The sequence below is a fragment of the Streptomyces sp. NPDC006687 genome, from assembly GCF_040636215.1.
Taxonomy (GTDB): domain Bacteria; phylum Actinomycetota; class Actinomycetes; order Streptomycetales; family Streptomycetaceae; genus Streptomyces.
Genome location: NZ_JBEYJJ010000005.1, coordinates 283025 through 299444, shown reverse-complemented (window position 1 = coordinate 299444; position 16420 = coordinate 283025). Strand labels below are relative to the sequence as shown.

Annotated in this window: 12 protein-coding genes; 8 read left to right on the top strand and 4 right to left on the bottom strand. The window is 73.3% G+C overall.

Features of this window, described 5'->3' with window-relative positions; all coding sequences use genetic code 11:
* Window positions 1-2 precede the first annotated feature (2 nt).
* From ABZ716_RS09280 to ABZ716_RS09265, 4 genes are all read right to left on the bottom strand, one after another.
* Window positions 3-2432 (bottom strand): DUF3488 and transglutaminase-like domain-containing protein, encoded by a 2430-nt coding sequence (locus tag ABZ716_RS09280; protein ID WP_358957763.1) that lies wholly within the window; start codon window positions 2430-2432, stop codon window positions 3-5.
* Complete coding sequence (locus tag ABZ716_RS09275; protein ID WP_358811963.1) at window positions 2429-3790, bottom strand: DUF58 domain-containing protein; 1362 nt, start codon at window positions 3788-3790, stop codon at window positions 2429-2431. Before ABZ716_RS09275 ends, ABZ716_RS09280 begins: the two co-directional genes overlap by 4 nt.
* Window positions 3790-4800: a MoxR family ATPase gene (locus tag ABZ716_RS09270; protein WP_351881036.1), complete on the bottom strand. Its 1011-nt coding sequence runs from the start codon at window positions 4798-4800 to the stop codon at window positions 3790-3792. Before ABZ716_RS09270 ends, ABZ716_RS09275 begins: the two co-directional genes overlap by 1 nt.
* Window positions 4801-4935: 135 nt before the next feature.
* Window positions 4936-5487 (bottom strand): carbonic anhydrase, encoded by a 552-nt coding sequence (locus tag ABZ716_RS09265; RefSeq protein ID WP_351881033.1) that lies wholly within the window; start codon window positions 5485-5487, stop codon window positions 4936-4938.
* A gap of 311 nt (window positions 5488-5798) precedes the next feature.
* Here ABZ716_RS09265 and rsmH point away from each other — a divergent pair, with 311 nt between their 5' ends.
* The 8 genes from rsmH (at window position 5799) to ftsW (ending at window position 16417) form a co-directional block, all read left to right on the top strand.
* Window positions 5799-6758, top strand: coding sequence for a 16S rRNA (cytosine(1402)-N(4))-methyltransferase RsmH (rsmH, locus tag ABZ716_RS09260; protein ID WP_358957761.1), 960 nt, complete (start codon window positions 5799-5801; stop codon window positions 6756-6758).
* 32 nt (window positions 6759-6790) lie between these two features.
* Complete coding sequence (locus ABZ716_RS09255; RefSeq protein ID WP_358957759.1) at window positions 6791-7300, top strand: hypothetical protein; 510 nt, start codon at window positions 6791-6793, stop codon at window positions 7298-7300.
* 75 nt (window positions 7301-7375) lie between these two features.
* Window positions 7376-9340, top strand: a complete 1965-nt coding sequence (locus tag ABZ716_RS09250) for a penicillin-binding protein 2 (protein WP_358811961.1) — start codon at window positions 7376-7378, stop codon at window positions 9338-9340.
* 43 nt (window positions 9341-9383) lie between these two features.
* Window positions 9384-11078 (top strand): UDP-N-acetylmuramoyl-L-alanyl-D-glutamate--2,6-diaminopimelate ligase, encoded by a 1695-nt coding sequence (locus ABZ716_RS09245; protein WP_358957757.1) that lies wholly within the window; start codon window positions 9384-9386, stop codon window positions 11076-11078.
* Window positions 11075-12493, top strand: coding sequence for a UDP-N-acetylmuramoyl-tripeptide--D-alanyl-D-alanine ligase (gene murF / locus ABZ716_RS09240; protein WP_358811959.1), 1419 nt, complete (start codon window positions 11075-11077; stop codon window positions 12491-12493). The genes ABZ716_RS09245 and murF overlap by 4 nt, the downstream gene beginning before the upstream one ends.
* Entirely contained in the window at window positions 12490-13560 is a 1071-nt protein-coding gene (gene mraY / locus ABZ716_RS09235; protein ID WP_351881015.1) for a phospho-N-acetylmuramoyl-pentapeptide-transferase, read from the top strand. Before murF ends, mraY begins: the two co-directional genes overlap by 4 nt.
* Window positions 13542-14987, top strand: a complete 1446-nt coding sequence (gene murD, locus ABZ716_RS09230) for a UDP-N-acetylmuramoyl-L-alanine--D-glutamate ligase (protein ID WP_358811958.1) — start codon at window positions 13542-13544, stop codon at window positions 14985-14987. The genes mraY and murD overlap by 19 nt, the downstream gene beginning before the upstream one ends.
* Before the next feature lie 68 nt (window positions 14988-15055).
* Window positions 15056-16417: a putative lipid II flippase FtsW gene (gene ftsW, locus ABZ716_RS09225; protein ID WP_358957755.1), complete on the top strand. Its 1362-nt coding sequence runs from the start codon at window positions 15056-15058 to the stop codon at window positions 16415-16417.
* Window positions 16418-16420: the final 3 nt, after the last annotated feature.

Genomic DNA, 16420 nt, shown 5'->3' with positions numbered 1-16420 from the left:
CCTCAGCCCCGGTCGCGCAGCGGGACGCGCACGCGCCCCGCGGCCCGGGCCACGGCGGCCGACACCCCGGCCGCCCGGGCCGATACTGCGGCCGCCACCCGCGCCGCCGACCGCGGCAGCAGCAGCGCCCGCAGCCGGCCCCACCGCCCGGCGCCGGCCAGCAGGGCCGCCCGGGCCGTGAGGACGTCCGCCGCGAGCCCGGGGTACGCGGACTGCGCGCCGGGCGGGGCGTACAGCGACCGCTCCACCGCGCCCGCCACCCGGTGCACCGCCTCGGCGGCCCCACCCTCCAGCCGGCCCAGGAGCACGATCCGCCCGGCCGCCCGGCGCGGGGACAGCGCCTCGTCCGGCGCGATGCCCACGTCCCAGGCGCAGTCGCCCAGCTCCCGCCAGGCGGCCAGAACGTCCGCCGAGCCCAGCCGCCGCCCGCGCACCCGGCGGCGCCACAGCAGCGGCAGCAGCGGCAGCCCGGCCACCAGCAGGACCGCCGCCGCCCAGGCGAGGACGGTGCCCACCGGCACCCCGCCCCCGCCGGACCCGCCGTCCGCCTGCTGGGCCACCGCCCCGCCGCACTCGCCGAGCTTCTTCTGCGCCGGCGGGCACGCCTCGCCCTGCGAGGGCGCCGGCACGGGCGCCGACGCCGACTGCGAGGGCATCGCGGACGGCGCGGACGGCTGCGGGGCCGGAGCCTCGTCCCGGCTGTAGTCCGGCAGGGTGATGCCCGAGCGGGGCGTCGGCTCGAACCGGGTCCAGCCCGCCCCCTCGAAGTACAGCTCCGGCCAGGCGTGCGCGTCCCGCATCGAGACGTTGACCGTGCCGTCCGACTGCTTCTCGCCCGGGGTGAAACCGACCGCGACCCGTGCCGGGATGCCCAGCGTCCGCGACATCGCCGCCATCGAGAAGGCGAAGTGGACGCAGAAGCCCTCCTTGTCCTCCAGGAAGCGGGCGATGGCCTGCGAACCCGTGCCCGAGGACACCTTGGTGTCGTAGCGGAATCCGCCGCTGACGGCGAAGAAGTCCTGGAGCTTGACCGCCCGCGTGTAGTCGTCCCGTGCGCCCTGCGTCACCCGCCGCGCCGTCTCCGCCACCACCGGCGGCAGGTTGTCCGGCAGCTTGGTGTACTCGGCGTGCACCGCCGCGTTGGCGGGCGGCGCGGACTGCAACTGCTCCGCCGTGGGCCGCAGCAGCAGGCTCCGTACGGTGTACTGCGCGCCCTGCACGTTCTGGAAGCGGTCCTTGGCCAGCTGGTCGCCCACCAGGGTCCGGCCGGCCGGCTCGAAGCGCCACTTCCCGCCGATGTCCACCTGCGTGGCCGGGTACGGCATCGGCAGGTAGCGCTGGGCGTAGCTGTCCGCCGCCGAGACGGTGGTGCGCACCTCGACCGCGGTCTCGCGGACCTCCCCGGTGAGCCCCGCCGGGTTCGGCAGCCGCTGCGGGACCTCCGTCAGCGGGCGGGCGGACGCCTCCCACCGGACCCCGTTGAACTCGTCGAGGGCCAGGATCCGCAGGTACTGCTCGCCGAGCTGCGGGCTGTCCGTGCGGTACTTCATCACGACCCGGTTGTCCTGCGCGTTGAGGCTGCTCTGCAGCGACACCAGCGGGTTCACCGCCGAGATCGTGCCGCCGCCCCCGCCCGCCGAGGCCGTGTCCTCGTTCCGGGCGCCCAGCAGTCCTCCGCCGAGCGACGGCAGCACCGCCGGCACCACCAGGGCCAGGCCCAGCGCGACCGCCCCGATCCGCCGCCCGGTGCGTACGGGGGCCACCGCGCGGGTGCCGCCGGCCCCGTTCGCGCCGTAGCCGGTCGCGGCGGAGGCGGGCGTACGGGCGTTCGGGGCCCCGCCGAAGACCCGGCCCCACTGGGCCAGCCGGTCGCGCCCCTCCGACAGCAGCAGCATCAGGTAGCCCGCTCCGGCCAGCAGGAACGCCAGCCAGGGCTGCCCCTGCCCGGCCGACAGCCCGGCGGCGACGGAGTACAGCGCCAGTAGCGGCAGCCCGGCCGCCGCGGCCGTCCGCAGCGTCACCGCCAGCGCGTCCACCAGCAGTCCGATCAGCAGTACCCCGGCCAGCAGCAGCAGCCGGATGCCGTCGGTCAGCGGCGCCGGTATCGCGAACTCGCCGACGTCCCGCACGCCCTGCCGGAACAGTGCGGGGAAGTCGGTGAGCAGGAAGGACGCCGGCCCGCCCGCGCCGGACTCGCCCTTCCCCGCGAAGAGCAGGGCGAGCAGCAGCAGCGACACCAGCAGCTGCGCGCCCACCGTCAGCCACCGGGCCAGCGGCACCCGCCGCGTTCCGGCGCCCACCGCCGCCTGCACCGCCAGCAGCACGGCCCCCTGGACCAGCCAGCCGGAACCCTCCACCAGCGGGGCCAGCGACCAGGCCGTCAGCAGGGTCGCCAGCGTGGCGAAGACCGTCAGGCGCGTCCGCCCGCTCATCCCGTCCCTCCGGGGGTACGCGCGGCGGCGGGGGCGTTCCCGGCCTGCCGCCACAGTTCGGCGAAGGCGGCGCCGGGCGGGACCGCCAGGGCCGTCCAGCCCGCGTCCCGCAGCCTGCGCAGCCGCTCCTCCACCCGCGAGGGCGCTCCGGCCCACAGCGCGGGGTCCAGTACGAAGGCGACCGCGGCCGCGCTGCGCTGCCGCATCCGGGCCGCCATCTCGCTCTGTTCGTCGTCCAGGTCGCCGAAGAAGGCGACCAGCAGTCCGTCGCCGCCGGTGGGCCCGGATCCCGTCCCGCCGCGCAGCGCGTCGTAGGCGCGGCCCAGTCCGCTGCCCTCGGAGTGGCCGACGACCGCGAGGGTGTCCATGACCAGCCCGGCCGCCTCGGCGGACTCCGGGCCTCCGGCGGTGCTCCCGCCGGCGAAGGCGCCGGCGCCCGGCACGCAGTCGCCGGTGTCGGTGAGCAGCCGGGCCGCGAAGCCCTGTTCGAGGACATGCAGCAGGGTGGAGGCGGCGGCCGACACCGCCCATTCGAACGCGGAGTCCGGGCCGGCGCCCTCGTAGGCGAGGTAGCGGGTGTCCAGCAGGACGGTGGCCTTGCTGCGCTGCGGCTGTTCCTCGCGGCGGACCATCAGCTCGCCGTAGCGGGCGGTGGAGCGCCAGTGGACCCGGCGCAGGTCGTCGCCGCGCCGGTAGGTGCGCGGGATGACGTCGTCCTCGCCGGCCAGGGCCAGGGAGCGGCGGCTGCCGTCGCCGTGGCCGCCGGCCTCGCCGGTCATGCGGACGGCGGGCAGGGGCTGGGTGCGCGGGACGACGGTCAGGGTGTCGTAGGCGGTGAAGGAGCGGGTCAGCTCGACCATCCCGAACGGGTCGGTCAGCCGCAGCTGGAGGGGGCCCAGCGGGTAGCGGCCGCGCAGGTCGGAGCGGACCCGGTAGGACACCTCGCGGCGCCCGCCCGGCTCGACCCGGTCCAGCACGAAGCGGGGGCGGGGCCCCAGGACGTAGGGCACCCGGTCCTGGAGCATCAGCAGGCCGGTGGGCATCCGGGAGACGTTCTCCAGCCGCAGCTGCACCCGGGCCTCCCCGCCGGCGGGCACCCGCGGCGGGGTCAGCCCGCGTCCGGCGGTGACCTGGTGGCGGGTGCGGTGCAGGGCCAGGACGCAGACCAGCGGCAGGACGAGCAGCAGCAACCCGACCCGCAGCAGCTGGCCCTGCCCGAGGACGTAGGCGCAGACGGCGGCCGCCGCGCCGGCGGCGAGGAAGGAGCGGCCCCGGGTGGTGAGCCCGGACAGCGACGCGCGGACCCCGCCGGGACCGCGGACCTGCCCGCCGGCGCCGGACGGGGCACCGGCCGCCATCAGAAGCTCCGGGCGGCCGCGCCGGGCGGGACCTCGCCGCGGGTGTGCGAGGCCGGGACGGGGGTGCGCTGGAGGATGTCGTGGACGACCTGCTCGGCGGTGCGCCGGTTCAGCTGCGCCTGCGCGGTCGGCAGGAGCCGGTGGGCGAGGACGGGCGCGGCCAGCCGCTGGACGTCGTCGGGCAGGACGTAGTCACGGCCGGACAGTGCGGCGGCGGCCTTCACGGCGCGCAGCAGGTGCAGGGTGGCGCGGGGCGAGGCGCCCAGGCGCAGGTCCGGGTGGCTGCGGGTGGCGGAGACCAGGTCGACGACGTAGCGCTTGACCGGGGCCGCGACGTACACCTGCCGGACGGCTTCGATGAGCTTGACGATGTCGTGGGCGTGCGCGACGGCGGCGAGGTCGTCCAGCGGGGAGAGCCCGCCGTGCACGTCGAGCATCTCCAGCTCGGCCTCCGGGCTGGGGTAGCCCACCGAGACCCGGGCCATGAAGCGGTCGCGCTGCGCCTCGGGGAGGGGGTAGGTGCCCTCCATCTCGACCGGGTTCTGGGTCGCGACGACCATGAAGGGGCTGGGCAGGGCGTAGGTGGTGCCGTCGACGGTGACCTGGCGCTCCTCCATCGACTCCAGCAGCGCCGACTGGGTCTTGGGGGAGGCGCGGTTGATCTCGTCGCCGATGACGATCTGCGCGAAGATCGCGCCGGGCTTGAACTCGAACTCGCGGCGCTGCTGGTCGTAGATGCTGACGCCGGTGATGTCGGAGGGCAGCAGGTCCGGGGTGAACTGGATGCGCTGGACCGAGCAGTCGATCGACTTGGCCAGGGTCTTGGCCAGCATCGTCTTGCCGACGCCGGGCACGTCCTCGATGAGCAGATGGCCCTCGGCCAGCAGCACTGTCAGGGCGAGGCGGACGACCTCGGGCTTGCCCTCGATCACGCGCTCGACCGACTCGCGGACCCGCTCGGCCGTGCTGGTCAGATCAGCGAGGCTCGCTCGGTCGTCGTACGTGGTCACCTGGTTCTCCTCGGCCCTTTCCCAGGGCCGACGCGCATGCACACGGTCCGGCCCACCCCGAAACACGGACACCGCCCCGGACGAGTTCCGGGTGACGTCTCACCGCATTCTTGACGGCGTCCGGCGCTGTGTCACTCAGGTGGCCGGATCGATCTCCCGCAGGAGCCCGGTGTGCACGTCGAAGACGAAGCCTCGCACATCGTCGCGGTGGGGCAGGAACGGGTTGGTGCGGACCCGCTGCATGGACTGGCGCACGTCCTGGTCCACGTCGCGGAACGCCTCCACCGCCCAGGCGGGACGCTGGCCGACCTCGTCCTCCAGTTCGTGCCGGAAGTCCTCGGTCAGGCTTTCGAGACCGCACCCCGTGTGGTGGATGAGTATCACCGTGCGGGTGCCCAGGGCGCGCTGGCTGATGGTGAGTGAGCGGATGGTGTCGTCGGTGACCACCCCGCCCGCGTTGCGGATGGTGTGGCAGTCGCCGAGCTCCAGGCCCAGGGCCTTGTGCAGGTCGAGACGGGCGTCCATGCAGGCCACGACGGCCACGTGCAGGACCGGACGGGCGTCCATACCGGGATCGGTGAACTCGGCGGCGTAGCGGAGGTTGGCCGCGACGAGCCGGTCGGTGACGGACTCGCCGCCGGATGCCGTGGGCGCGGAGTGTGCGGGCAGGGATGCGGATGTCGTCATGTCTACGACGGTAGTGCTCACCGGACGTCCGGGCAGGGGGTGGGGACGGACAAAAGAACGTCAACCGTGATGGGTGTGAGCTAACCCACAAGGGTGTGAAGGAGTCCGCCGCACGGGTGATTCACGGCTTTTGGGGGTGCGGCGGGAGAGGGGCGCACCACGCGCGGGGCGGTTCGTTGACCGGGGCGGACGTTGCACTAAAGTGACGCGAACCGGCCGGAGCCCGGCCCCACCGGCCGCCCGGCCCCCTGGTAACACTCCGCGTGCGCGGCGCGGCGTATGCCTGCCGCGCCGTTATCTGAGAGGGCGCTTTGACTAGCGAGTCCCGACATGTCCCGGTGATGCTCCAGCGGTGCCTGGACCTGTTGGCCCCGGCGCTGGAGAGGCCGGGGGCCGTCGTCGTCGACTGCACCCTCGGCCTCGGCGGCCACAGCGAGGCCCTGCTGACCCGGTTCCCCGAGGTGCGCCTGATCGGCCTCGACCGCGACAAGGAGGCCCTGCGCCTCTCCGGCGAGCGGCTCGCGCGCTTCGGCGACCGGGCCACCCTCGTCCACGCCATCTACGCCGACCTCGCCGAGGTCCTCGACGGCCTGGGGCTGCCCACCGTCCAGGGCGTCCTCTTCGACCTCGGCGTCTCCTCCATGCAGCTGGACGAGGCCGACCGCGGGTTCGCGTACGCCCAGGACGCCCCCCTGGACATGCGCATGGACCAGACGACCGGCATCAGCGCCGCCGAGGTCCTCAACACCTACGCCCCCGGCGAGCTCGTCCGCATCCTGCGCCAGTACGGCGAGGAGAAGCAGGCCAAGCGGATCGTCTCCGCGATCGTGCGCGAGCGCGCCAAGGAGCCCTTCACCAACAGCGCCCGCCTCGTGGAGCTGATCCGTGACGCGCTGCCGCAGGCAGCCAAGCGCACCGGCGGCAACCCGGCCAAGCGGACCTTCCAGGCCCTGCGCATCGAGGTCAACGGGGAGCTCTCCGGACTGGAGCGGGCCATCCCCGCCGCCGTCGACCGGATCGCGGTCGGGGGGCGGATCGCCGTGCTGTCCTACCACTCCCTGGAGGACCGGCTCGTCAAGCAGGTCTTCACCGCCGGGGCGACCTCCACGGCCCCGCCCGGGCTGCCCGTCGTCCCCGAGAAGTACCAGCCGAAGCTCAAGCTCCTCACCCGCGGCGCGGAACTGCCCACCGAGGAGGAGATCGCCGAGAACCGCCGGGCCGCCCCCGCCCGGTTCCGGGGCGTCGAACGCATCCGCGAGGCGCAGCCGTGACCAAGGGCGGGGCAGCGGGGAGGGCCGGGAAGGTGGCCACGCTGACCCGCGGGCAGGCGGCCCGCCTGGTACGGGGCCGCCCGGCCGGGACCGGCCCCGGCGGCGCCCGGCAGGCGGCGAAGATGCCGTTCGTCCTGCTGGTCGTGGCGCTGCTGGCCGGCGGCCTGATCAGCCTGCTGCTGCTGAACTCGGCCCTCAACCAGGGCTCCTTCCAGCTGAGCCGGCTGAAGAAGGAGACCACCGCGCTCACCGACGAGGAGCAGGCGCTCCAGCGGGACGTCGACGGCTACTCCGCCCCCGAAGCCCTCCAGCGCCGGGCCCGCGAGCTCGGCCTGGTGCCGGGCGGCAGCCCCGTCTTCCTGCGCCCCGACGGAAAGACCGCCGGAACCCCCGCCGCGGCCGAGGCCCCGCCCCCGCCCCCGCCCTCCCCGACACCCACGCCGCCGCCCGCACCGGCACCGGCCGCCACGCAGAACCCGGACGGCCCGGCCCCGAGCGCCCCGAGCGGCACCCCGCAGCCCACCCCGACCCCAGGCAGGTGACGTCGTGACGCGGACCCTCCCCCAGCTCCCGCCGGGGGCACCCCCGGCCGGACCCCTCCCCGGCGGAGCCCGCCGGTGAGCCCCAAGGAGCCCCCGCGGCGGGTACCCGGCCCGGGCAGGCCCCGCACCGGGCCGCGGCCACCCGCGCAGCGCACCCCGCACACCATCCGGCTCGGCAGCCCCAAGCCCCGGCTGCGCCTGGTCGGCGTCGGGCTCACCGTGGTGATGGCCGTCTTCGTCGTCCGCCTCCTCCAGGTCCAGGCCGTCGACGCCTCCGCGTACTCCGCCAAGGCCACCGAGAACCGCTTCGCCACCTACGTGCTGGCCGCCGAGCGCGGGGAGATCACCGACCGCAAGGGCGTCGCCCTGGCCACGAGCGTCGACGCGTACGACATCACCGCCGACCCGAAGATGTTCACCCCCCAGGAGAGCAAGGCCCCCGACGCCCCCGAGCAGGCCGCCGCCCTGCTCTCGCCGATCCTCGGCAAGGACGTCAAGGAGCTCACCGCCCGGCTGAAGACCAAGGACACCCGCTACGTGGTCCTGGCCCGCCGGCAGACCCCCCAGGTCTGGAACCAGATCAAGGACCTCAAGAAGCTGTTCGCCGACAAGGCGGCCGCCGACAAGCGCAACAACGGCCCCGGCGCCAACGTCATCGCCGGGGTCTTCAACGAGAACAGCAGCAAACGCGTGTACCCGGGCGGCGACCTCGCCGCCGGGATACTGGGCTACGTCAACGCCGAGGGCAAGGGCGGCGGCGGCCTGGAGTCCGCCCTCGACAAGAAACTGGCCGGCAAGGCCGGACAGATCACCTACGCCCAGTCCGGCGGGCGCCGCGTCCCCACCGCCGGATCGCAGGAGAAGCCCGCCGTACCCGGCGAGGACATCGAGCTGACCATCGACCGCGACATCCAGTGGGCCGCCCAGAGCGCCATCGCCGAGCAGGTCGAGAAGTCCGGCGCCGACCGCGGCTACGTGGTCGTCCAGGACACCCGCACCGGAGAGGTGCTGGCCATGGCCAACGCCCCCGGCTTCGACCCCAACGACCTGACCCGGGCCCGCTCCACGGCCATGGGCAACGCCGCCCTCCAGGACGTGTACGAGCCCGGCTCCACCGCCAAGGTGATCTCGATGGCCGCCGTCCTGGAGGAGAAGAAGGCCACCCCCGACACCCACGTCGAGGTCCCCAACCGGCTCCACCGCGGCGACCGGCTCTTCAAGGACGACGTCGACCACCCCACCTGGTACCTGACCCTCAACGGAGTCCTCGCCAAGTCCTCCAACATCGGCACCATCCTGGCCACCGGCCAGCTCGGCGCCACCCAGGCCGAGGCCAACAAGGTCCTGTACTCCTACCTGGACAAGTTCGGCATCGGACGCCCCACCGGCCTGAACTACCCCGGCGAGTCCCGCGGCATCCTCGCCCGGCCGGAAGCCTGGTCCACCTCCCAGCAGTACACGATCCCCTTCGGCCAGGGACTCTCCCTCAACGCGGTGCAGGCGGCCTCCGTCTACTCCACCATCGCCAACGGCGGCGTCCGCATCACCCCCACCCTGGTCCGCGGAACCAAGGGCCCCGACGGCCGCTTCACCCCGGCCCCGGCACCCGAACAGACCCGCGTCATCAGCCGGGAGACCGCCAAGAGCCTCTCCCAGATGCTGGAGTCGGTCGTCGACGACCAGGAGGGCACCGGAACGAAGGCGAAGATCCCCGGCTACCGGGTCGGCGGCAAGACCGGCACCTCCAACCGGGTGGATCCGGCCACCGGCCGCTACAAGGGCTACACCGCCTCCTTCGCCGGGTTCGCCCCCGCCGACGACCCGCGGATCACCGTCTACTGCGCCATCCAGAACCCCACCAAGGGCAGCTACTTCGGCGGCCAGATCTGCGGCCCCATCTTCAAGACGGTCATGGAGTTCGCCCTCAAGACCCTCCAGGTCGCACCCACCGGAGCGGCCCCCGCCGGCCTTCCGGTCACCTACGGATCCGCCCCGCCACCCGCCGCCCCCAACGCCGCGCAGCCCAGCCCGCAGCCCTGACGGCGAACCGCCCGTCCCACCACCCACGCGTGAGGCTCCATCAGTGACAACGATCACCCCGAAACCCGGGAACCAGACGGCCGAAGCCGCCCAGGACGGGCCCTCGCTTCGCGAGCGGGCCGCCGCGCCCGGTACGCTCACCGCCGTGCCCCACGCTGATCAGCCCAGAACCGCCCAGAATGACGCCCCGGCAGCGCCGCCGGGAGCGCCCCGGCCCGTGACCGCCCGCCCGACCCCCCTGGGCGAGCTGGCCGGCCTGCTGGGTCTGCCCGAGTCCGGCGCCGCTCAGATCACCGGCATCACGCACGACTCCCGTGCCGTGCGCCCCGGCGACCTGTACGCGGCCCTGCCCGGCGCCCGGCTGCACGGCGCCGACTTCGCCGCCCAGGCGGCCGCCCTCGGCGCCGCCGCCGTGCTGACCGACCCGCAGGGCGCCGAACGCGCCGCGGCCACCGGCCTGCCCGTCCTCGCCGTCGAAGACCCGCGCGGCCGCATGGGCGAACTCGCCGCCCGGATCTACGGCAGCCCCGGCGACGCCCTGCTCCAGCTCGGCATCACCGGCACCTCCGGCAAGACCACCACCGCCTACCTCGTCGAAGGCGGCCTGCGCGCGGCGGGCAAGGCCACCGGACTGGTGGGCACCGTCGAGATGCGCATCGGCGACGAGCGCATCAAGTCGGAGCGCACCACCCCCGAAGCCACCGACCTCCAGGCCCTGTTCGCCGTCATGCGCGAACGCGGCGTCGAGGCCGTCGCCATGGAGGTCTCCAGCCACGCCCTGGTGCTGGGCCGGGTCGACGGCTGCGTCTTCGACGTCGCCGTCTTCAACAACCTCAGCCCGGAACACATGGAGTTCCACTCCGACATGGAGGACTACTTCCAGGCCAAGGCGCAGCTCTTCACCGAGCGCCGCGCCCGCCTCGGCGTGGTCAACGTGGACGACGAGTACGGCCGCCGCCTCGCCAAGGAGGCGCGGATCCCGGTCGTCACCTTCTCCGCCGCCGGGGACCCCTCCGCCGACTGGCGCGCCGAGGACGTGGTCAGCGGCCACATGGACTCCACCCTGACCCTGGTCGGGCCCGAAGGACAGCGCGTACGGGCCAAGGCCCCGCTGCCCGGCCCGTTCAACGTCGCCAACACCGTCGCCGCGGTCGTCACCCTCGCCGCCGCCGGGATCGACCCGCAGACCGCCGCCGACGGCGTCGCCGCGGTCCCGGGCGTCCCCGGACGCCTGGAGCGGGTCGACGCCGGACAGCCGTACCTGGCCGTCGTGGACTACGCCCACAAGACCGACGCCGTCGAGTCGGTGCTGCGCGCCCTGCGCGAGGTCACCACCGGCAAGCTGCACATCGTGCTCGGCTGCGGCGGCGACCGCGACACCACCAAGCGCGCCCCGATGGGCGCCGCGGCGGCCCGGTACGCCGACACCGCCGTCCTGACCTCCGACAACCCGCGCTCCGAGGACCCGCTGAAGATCCTCGCCGCGATGTTCGAGGGGGCCGTCTCCGTCCCCGCCGACGAGCGCGCCACCGTCCTGGTCGACGCCGACCGGGCCGCGGCCATCGCCGCCGCCGTCGCGCGCGCCGGGGCCGGGGACACCGTCCTCGTCGCGGGCAAGGGCCACGAGCAGGGCCAGGACACCGCGGGCGTCGTACGCCCCTTCGACGACCGCGCCGTGCTCCGCGCGGCCATCGAGAACCAGCAGCTCAGCGCCCGACAGGCCGAGGTGAACCAGTGATCGCCCTCTCCCTCGCCGAGATCGCCGACATCACCGGCGGGCGGCCCCACGACATACCGGATCCCTCCGCGGTGGTCAGCGGCCCGGTCGTCATCGACTCCCGCCAGGTCGAGCCCGGCAGCCTCTTCGCCGCCTTCGCCGGAGAGCACGTCGACGGCCACGACTACGCCGAGCGCGCGGTCGCCGCCGGCGCCGCCGCCGTCCTGGCCGCCCGGCCGGTCGGCGTCCCGTCGATCGTGGTCGACGACGTGGAGAAGGCGCTCGGCGCCCTCGCCCGCGCGGTCGTCGGCCGGCTCGGCACCGACGTGGTGGCCCTGACCGGCTCGGCCGGCAAGACCTCCACCAAGGACCTGATCGCCCAGGTGCTCCAGCACCACGCGCCCACCGTGTGGACGCCGGGCTCCCTCAACAACGAGATCGGGCTGCCCCTCACGGCCCTGAAGGCCACCGCGGAGACCCGGCACCTGGTCCTGGAGATGGGCGCCCGCGGCATCGGCCACATCGCCTACCTCACCGGCCTGACCCCGCCGCGCATCGGCCTCGTCCTCAACGTCGGCACCGCCCACATCGGCGAGTTCGGCGGCCGCGAGGCCATCGCCCAGGCCAAGGGCGAGCTGGTCGAGGCCCTGCCGACGGCGCAGGAGGGCGGGATCGCCGTCCTCAACGCCGACGACCTGCTCGTACGGGCCATGACCGCCCGCACGAAGGCCCGTACGGTCCTCTTCGGCGAGGCCGAGGACGCCGACGTCCGCGCCACGGACGTCCGTCTGACGCCCCAGGGGACGCCTTCCTTCACACTCCACACACCCACCGGGTGCAGCGATGTGACCTTGCGCCTGTACGGTGAGCACCACGTGTCGAACGCGCTCGCCGCGGCCGCCGTCGCCCATGTCCTGGGCATGTCAGTCGAGGAGATCGCCACCGCGCTCTCCGGGGCGGGCAGCCTGTCCCGGTGGCGCATGGAGGTCACCGAGCGGGCGGACGGCGTCACGATCGTCAACGACGCCTACAACGCGAACCCCGAATCCATGCGGGCCGCCCTGCGCGCACTGGCCGCGATGGGCGGCGCCCGCAAGGAGTCCGGGGGACGTACGTGGGCGGTGCTCGGCCCCATGGCCGAGCTCGGTGACGACGCGCTGGCCGAGCACGACGCGGTGGGGCGGCTCGCCGTCCGGCTCAACGTGAGCAGGCTCGTGGCAGTCGGGGGCAGGGAAGCGTCCTGGCTGCAACTGGGCGCATATAACGAGGGTTCGTGGGGTGAGGAGTCGGTGCTCGTGTCCGACGCGCAGGCGGCGGTCGACCTGTTGCGCAGTGAACTGCGCCCGGGGGACGTCGTGCTGGTGAAGGCTTCCAGGTCGGTCGGTCTGGAGCGGGTCGCACAGGCTCTGCTCGAAGGCGAGGTTGCCGGCCGATGAGGCAGATCCTGTTCGCCGGTGTCATCGGCATGTTCCTCACCGTCATCGGCACCCCGCTGCTGATCAAGCTGCTGGCCCGCAAGGGCTACGGCCAGTTCATCCGCGACGACGGCCCGCGCGGCCACCTCGGGAAGAAGGGCACGCCCACCATGGGCGGCATCTCCTTCATCCTGGCCACGCTCATCGCGTACGCCCTCACCAAGGTCATCACCGGCGAGGAGCCCTCCTTCTCGGGCCTGCTGGTGCTGTTCCTGATGGCCGGCATGGGCCTGGTCGGCTACCTCGACGACTACATCAAGATCGTCAAGCGGCGTTCGCTCGGTCTGCGGGCCAAGGCCAAGATGGCCGGCCAGCTGATCGTCGGTATCGCCTTCGCGGTGCTCGCGCTCCAGTTCAAGGACTCGCGGGGACTCACCCCGGCCTCGACCAAGCTGTCGTTCGTCACCGACTTCGGCTGGTACATCGGCCCGGTGCTGTTCGTGGTCTGGGCCCTGTTCATGATCCTGGCCATGTCCAACGGCGTGAACCTGACCGACGGTCTGGACGGCCTCGCCACCGGCGCCGCCGTGATGGTCTTCGGCGCCTACACCTTCATCGGCGTCTGGCAGCACCAGGAGTCCTGCGCCAACGCGGTGACCCTGACCAACCCCAACGCCTGCTTCGAGGTCCGTGACCCGCTGGACCTCGCGGTGGTCGCCTCCGCCCTCATGGGAGCCTGCTTCGGCTTCCTGTGGTGGAACACCTCGCCCGCCAAGATCTTCATGGGCGACACCGGCTCGCTCGCGCTCGGCGGCGCGCTCGCGGGTCTGGCCATCTGCTCCCGCACGGAGTTCCTGATGGCCCTCCTCGGCGGCCTCTTCGTGCTCATCACGATGTCGGTCGTCATCCAGGTCGGTTCCTTCAAGATGACCGGCAAGCGAGTCTTCCGAATGGCCCCGCTCCAGCACCACTTCGAACTCAAGGGCTGGTCCGAAGTCCTTGTCGTGGTCCGCTTCTGGATCATCCAGGGCATGTGCGTGATCGTGGGTCTCGGCCTCTTCTACGCGGGATGGGCAGCGGACAAGTGACCCCCTGGCAGGACCGGAACATCACCGTCGCCGGCCTCGGCGTGAGCGGCATCAGCGCCGCCCGCGCCCTGGCCGGCCTCGGCGCCGTGGTGACCGTCGTGGACGGCGGCGACAGCGAGGGCCACCGGGCCCGGGCCGCGGAGCTGGAGGCGCAGGCCAAGGGCGTCTCCGTACGCCTCGGCGACGCCGAGACCCTCCCCGAGGGCACCGACCTCGTGGTCACCTCGCCCGGCTGGAAGCCCGACAGCCCGCTCTTCGCGGCGGCGGCCGAGGCCGGCGTGGACGTCGTGGGCGACGTCGAGATCGCCTGGCGGCTGCGAGGCGAGAACGCCGCGCCCTGGCTCGCGATCACCGGGACCAACGGCAAGACCACCACCACCCAGATGCTGGCCTCGATCCTGCGGGCGGCCGGTCTGCGGACCGCCGCCGTCGGCAACATCGGCACCCCCATCATCGACGTGGTCACCGGCGAGGAGGAGTACGACGTCCTCGCCGTGGAGCTCTCCAGCTACCAGCTGCACTGGGCGCCCTCCGTACGCGCCCACTCCGCGGCCGTCCTCAACCTAGCCCCGGACCACCTCGACTGGCACGGCTCCATGGAGGCGTACGCCGCCGACAAGGGCCGGATCTACGAGGGCAACACCGTCGCCTGCGTCTACAACGTCGCCGACCCCGCCACCGAACGGCTGGTCGAGGAGGCCGACGTCGTGGAGGGCTGCCGGGCCATCGGCTTCACCCTCGGCGCCCCCGGCCCCTCCATGCTCGGGGTGGTCGACGGGATCCTCGTCGACCGGGCGTTCGTGCAGAACCGGCAGAAGAACGCCCAGGAACTGGCGCACGTCGACGACGTCAACCCGCCCGCCCCGCACAACATCGCCAACGCCCTCGCCGCGGCCGCCCTGGCCCGCGCCTTCGGCGTCGAGCCGCGGGCCGTACGCGACGGGCTGCGCGACTTCCGCCCCGACGCGCACCGCGTGGCGTACGTGGACGAGGTCGAGGGCGTCCGCTACGTCGACGACTCCAAGGCCACCAACACCCACGCGGCCGAGGCGTCCCTGGCGGCCTTCGAGCCGGTCGTCTGGATCGCCGGCGGCCTCGCCAAGGGCGCGACCTTCGACGAGCTCGTGCAGAAGTCCGCGAAGCGGCTGCGGGCCGTGGTCCTCATGGGCGCCGACCGGGCGCTGATCGCCGAGGCGCTGGCGCGACACGCGCCCGAGGTCCCGGTGAGCGACCTCGAACGGACCGACACTGGGGCGATGCTGGCAGCGGTCCGGGAAGCGGCCCGGCTCGCGGAACCCGGAGACACCGTCCTGCTGGCGCCCGCCTGCGCCTCGATGGACATGTTCGCGAACTACAACGAGCGGGGCGACGCTTTCGCCGGCGCGGTGCGCGAACTCGCCTCCGGGAGCGCCGCGGACCCGGCCTAGCCGAGGGCGCCCGACAGGTTCCCTCCGGCCGGCTGCTCGCCTCGTACGAGTGGAGGGGAAGATCACAGATGCCGGCCAGACAGATGCTGCCGGGACGGCGGCCCCCCGCCGTCGCGGCGCAGGGCCGCAGACGTCCCGCCGCCGGTGTCCGGCGGCCCGCCCGGGGCGGGCCGCTGGAGCGGCTGCGACGGACGCGGCGGCAGGTGACGAAGGCGTGGGACCGCCCGCTCACGGCCTATTACCTGATTTTCGGCAGCTCGCTGCTCATCACCGTGCTCGGCCTGGTGATGGTCTACTCGGCGTCCATGATCAAGGCCCTCCAGCTGGGCCTGGGAGACGCCTACTTCTTCAAGAAGCAGTTCCTGGCCGCCGTCATCGGCGGGGTCCTGCTGCTCGCCGCCTCCCGCATGCCGGTCAAATTGCACCGCGCGCTCTCCTACCCGGTGCTCGCCGGAACCCTGTTCCTGATGGTCCTGGTGCAGGTGCCCGGCATAGGGGTCTCCGTCAACGGCAACCAGAACTGGATCTCCCTGGGCGGCCCGTTCATGCTCCAGCCCAGCGAGTTCGGCAAGCTGGCGCTGATCCTGTGGGGCGCCGACCTGCTGGCGCGCAAGGGCGACAAGGGGCTGCTGACCCAGTGGAAGCACCTGCTGGTGCCGCTGGTCCCGGTCACCTTCCTGCTGCTCGGACTGATCATGCTCGGCGGGGACATGGGCACCGCGATGATCCTCGGAGCCGTCCTGTTCGGCCTGTTGTGGCTCGCCGGGGCGCCGACGCGGATGTTCGCCGGAGTGCTGCTCTTCGCGGGTGTGATCGTCGCACTGCTCATCAAGACCAGCCCGCACCGCATGGACCGGCTCGCCTGCATCGGGGCGACGGACCCCGGTCGCAATGACCTCTGCTGGCAGGCCGTCCACGGGATCTACGCCCTCGCGTCCGGCGGATGGTTCGGTTCCGGCCTCGGGGCGAGTGTGGAAAAATGGGGGCAACTGCCCGAAGCCCACACCGACTTCATCTTTGCCATCACCGGTGAGGAACTGGGTCTGGCGGGGACGCTGTCGGTGCTCGCCCTGTTCGCGGCTCTAGGCTATGCGGGTATCCGCGTGGCCGGACGCACGGAGGACTCCTTCGTACGGTATGCCGCGGGAGGCGTGACCACCTGGATCACGGCGCAGGCCGTGATCAACATCGGAGCGGTGCTCGGTCTGCTGCCGATCGCAGGGGTGCCCCTCCCGCTGTTCTCCTACGGGGGGTCCGCCCTGCTGCCGACCATGTTCGCGGTCGGACTGCTCATCGCGTTCGCGCGGGAGGAGCCGGCGGCGCGCGCGGCGCTCGCGATGCGACAGCCGGGAGCCGGCTGGTGGCGGAGCGGGCCGATAGGGAAGTCGATGAGACGGCGCGTCAAGAGGCGTCCGTCCGGAGAGCGGTGAATT

Excerpts from the sequence above, each read along its gene's own strand:
- ABZ716_RS09280 (WP_358957763.1), bottom strand. The coding sequence starts at position 2,432 with ATGAGCGGGCGGACGCGCCTGACGGTCTTCGCCACGCTGGCGACCCTG.
- murD (WP_358811958.1), top strand. The coding sequence starts at position 13,542 with ATGGGCAGCGGACAAGTGACCCCCTGGCAGGACCGGAACATCACCGTC.
- ftsW (WP_358957755.1), top strand. The coding sequence starts at position 15,056 with ATGCCGGCCAGACAGATGCTGCCGGGACGGCGGCCCCCCGCCGTCGCG.
- ABZ716_RS09275 (WP_358811963.1), bottom strand. The coding sequence starts at position 3,790 with ATGGCGGCCGGTGCCCCGTCCGGCGCCGGCGGGCAGGTCCGCGGTCCC.
- mraY (WP_351881015.1), top strand. The coding sequence starts at position 12,490 with ATGAGGCAGATCCTGTTCGCCGGTGTCATCGGCATGTTCCTCACCGTC.
- ABZ716_RS09265 (WP_351881033.1), bottom strand. The coding sequence starts at position 5,487 with ATGACGACATCCGCATCCCTGCCCGCACACTCCGCGCCCACGGCATCC.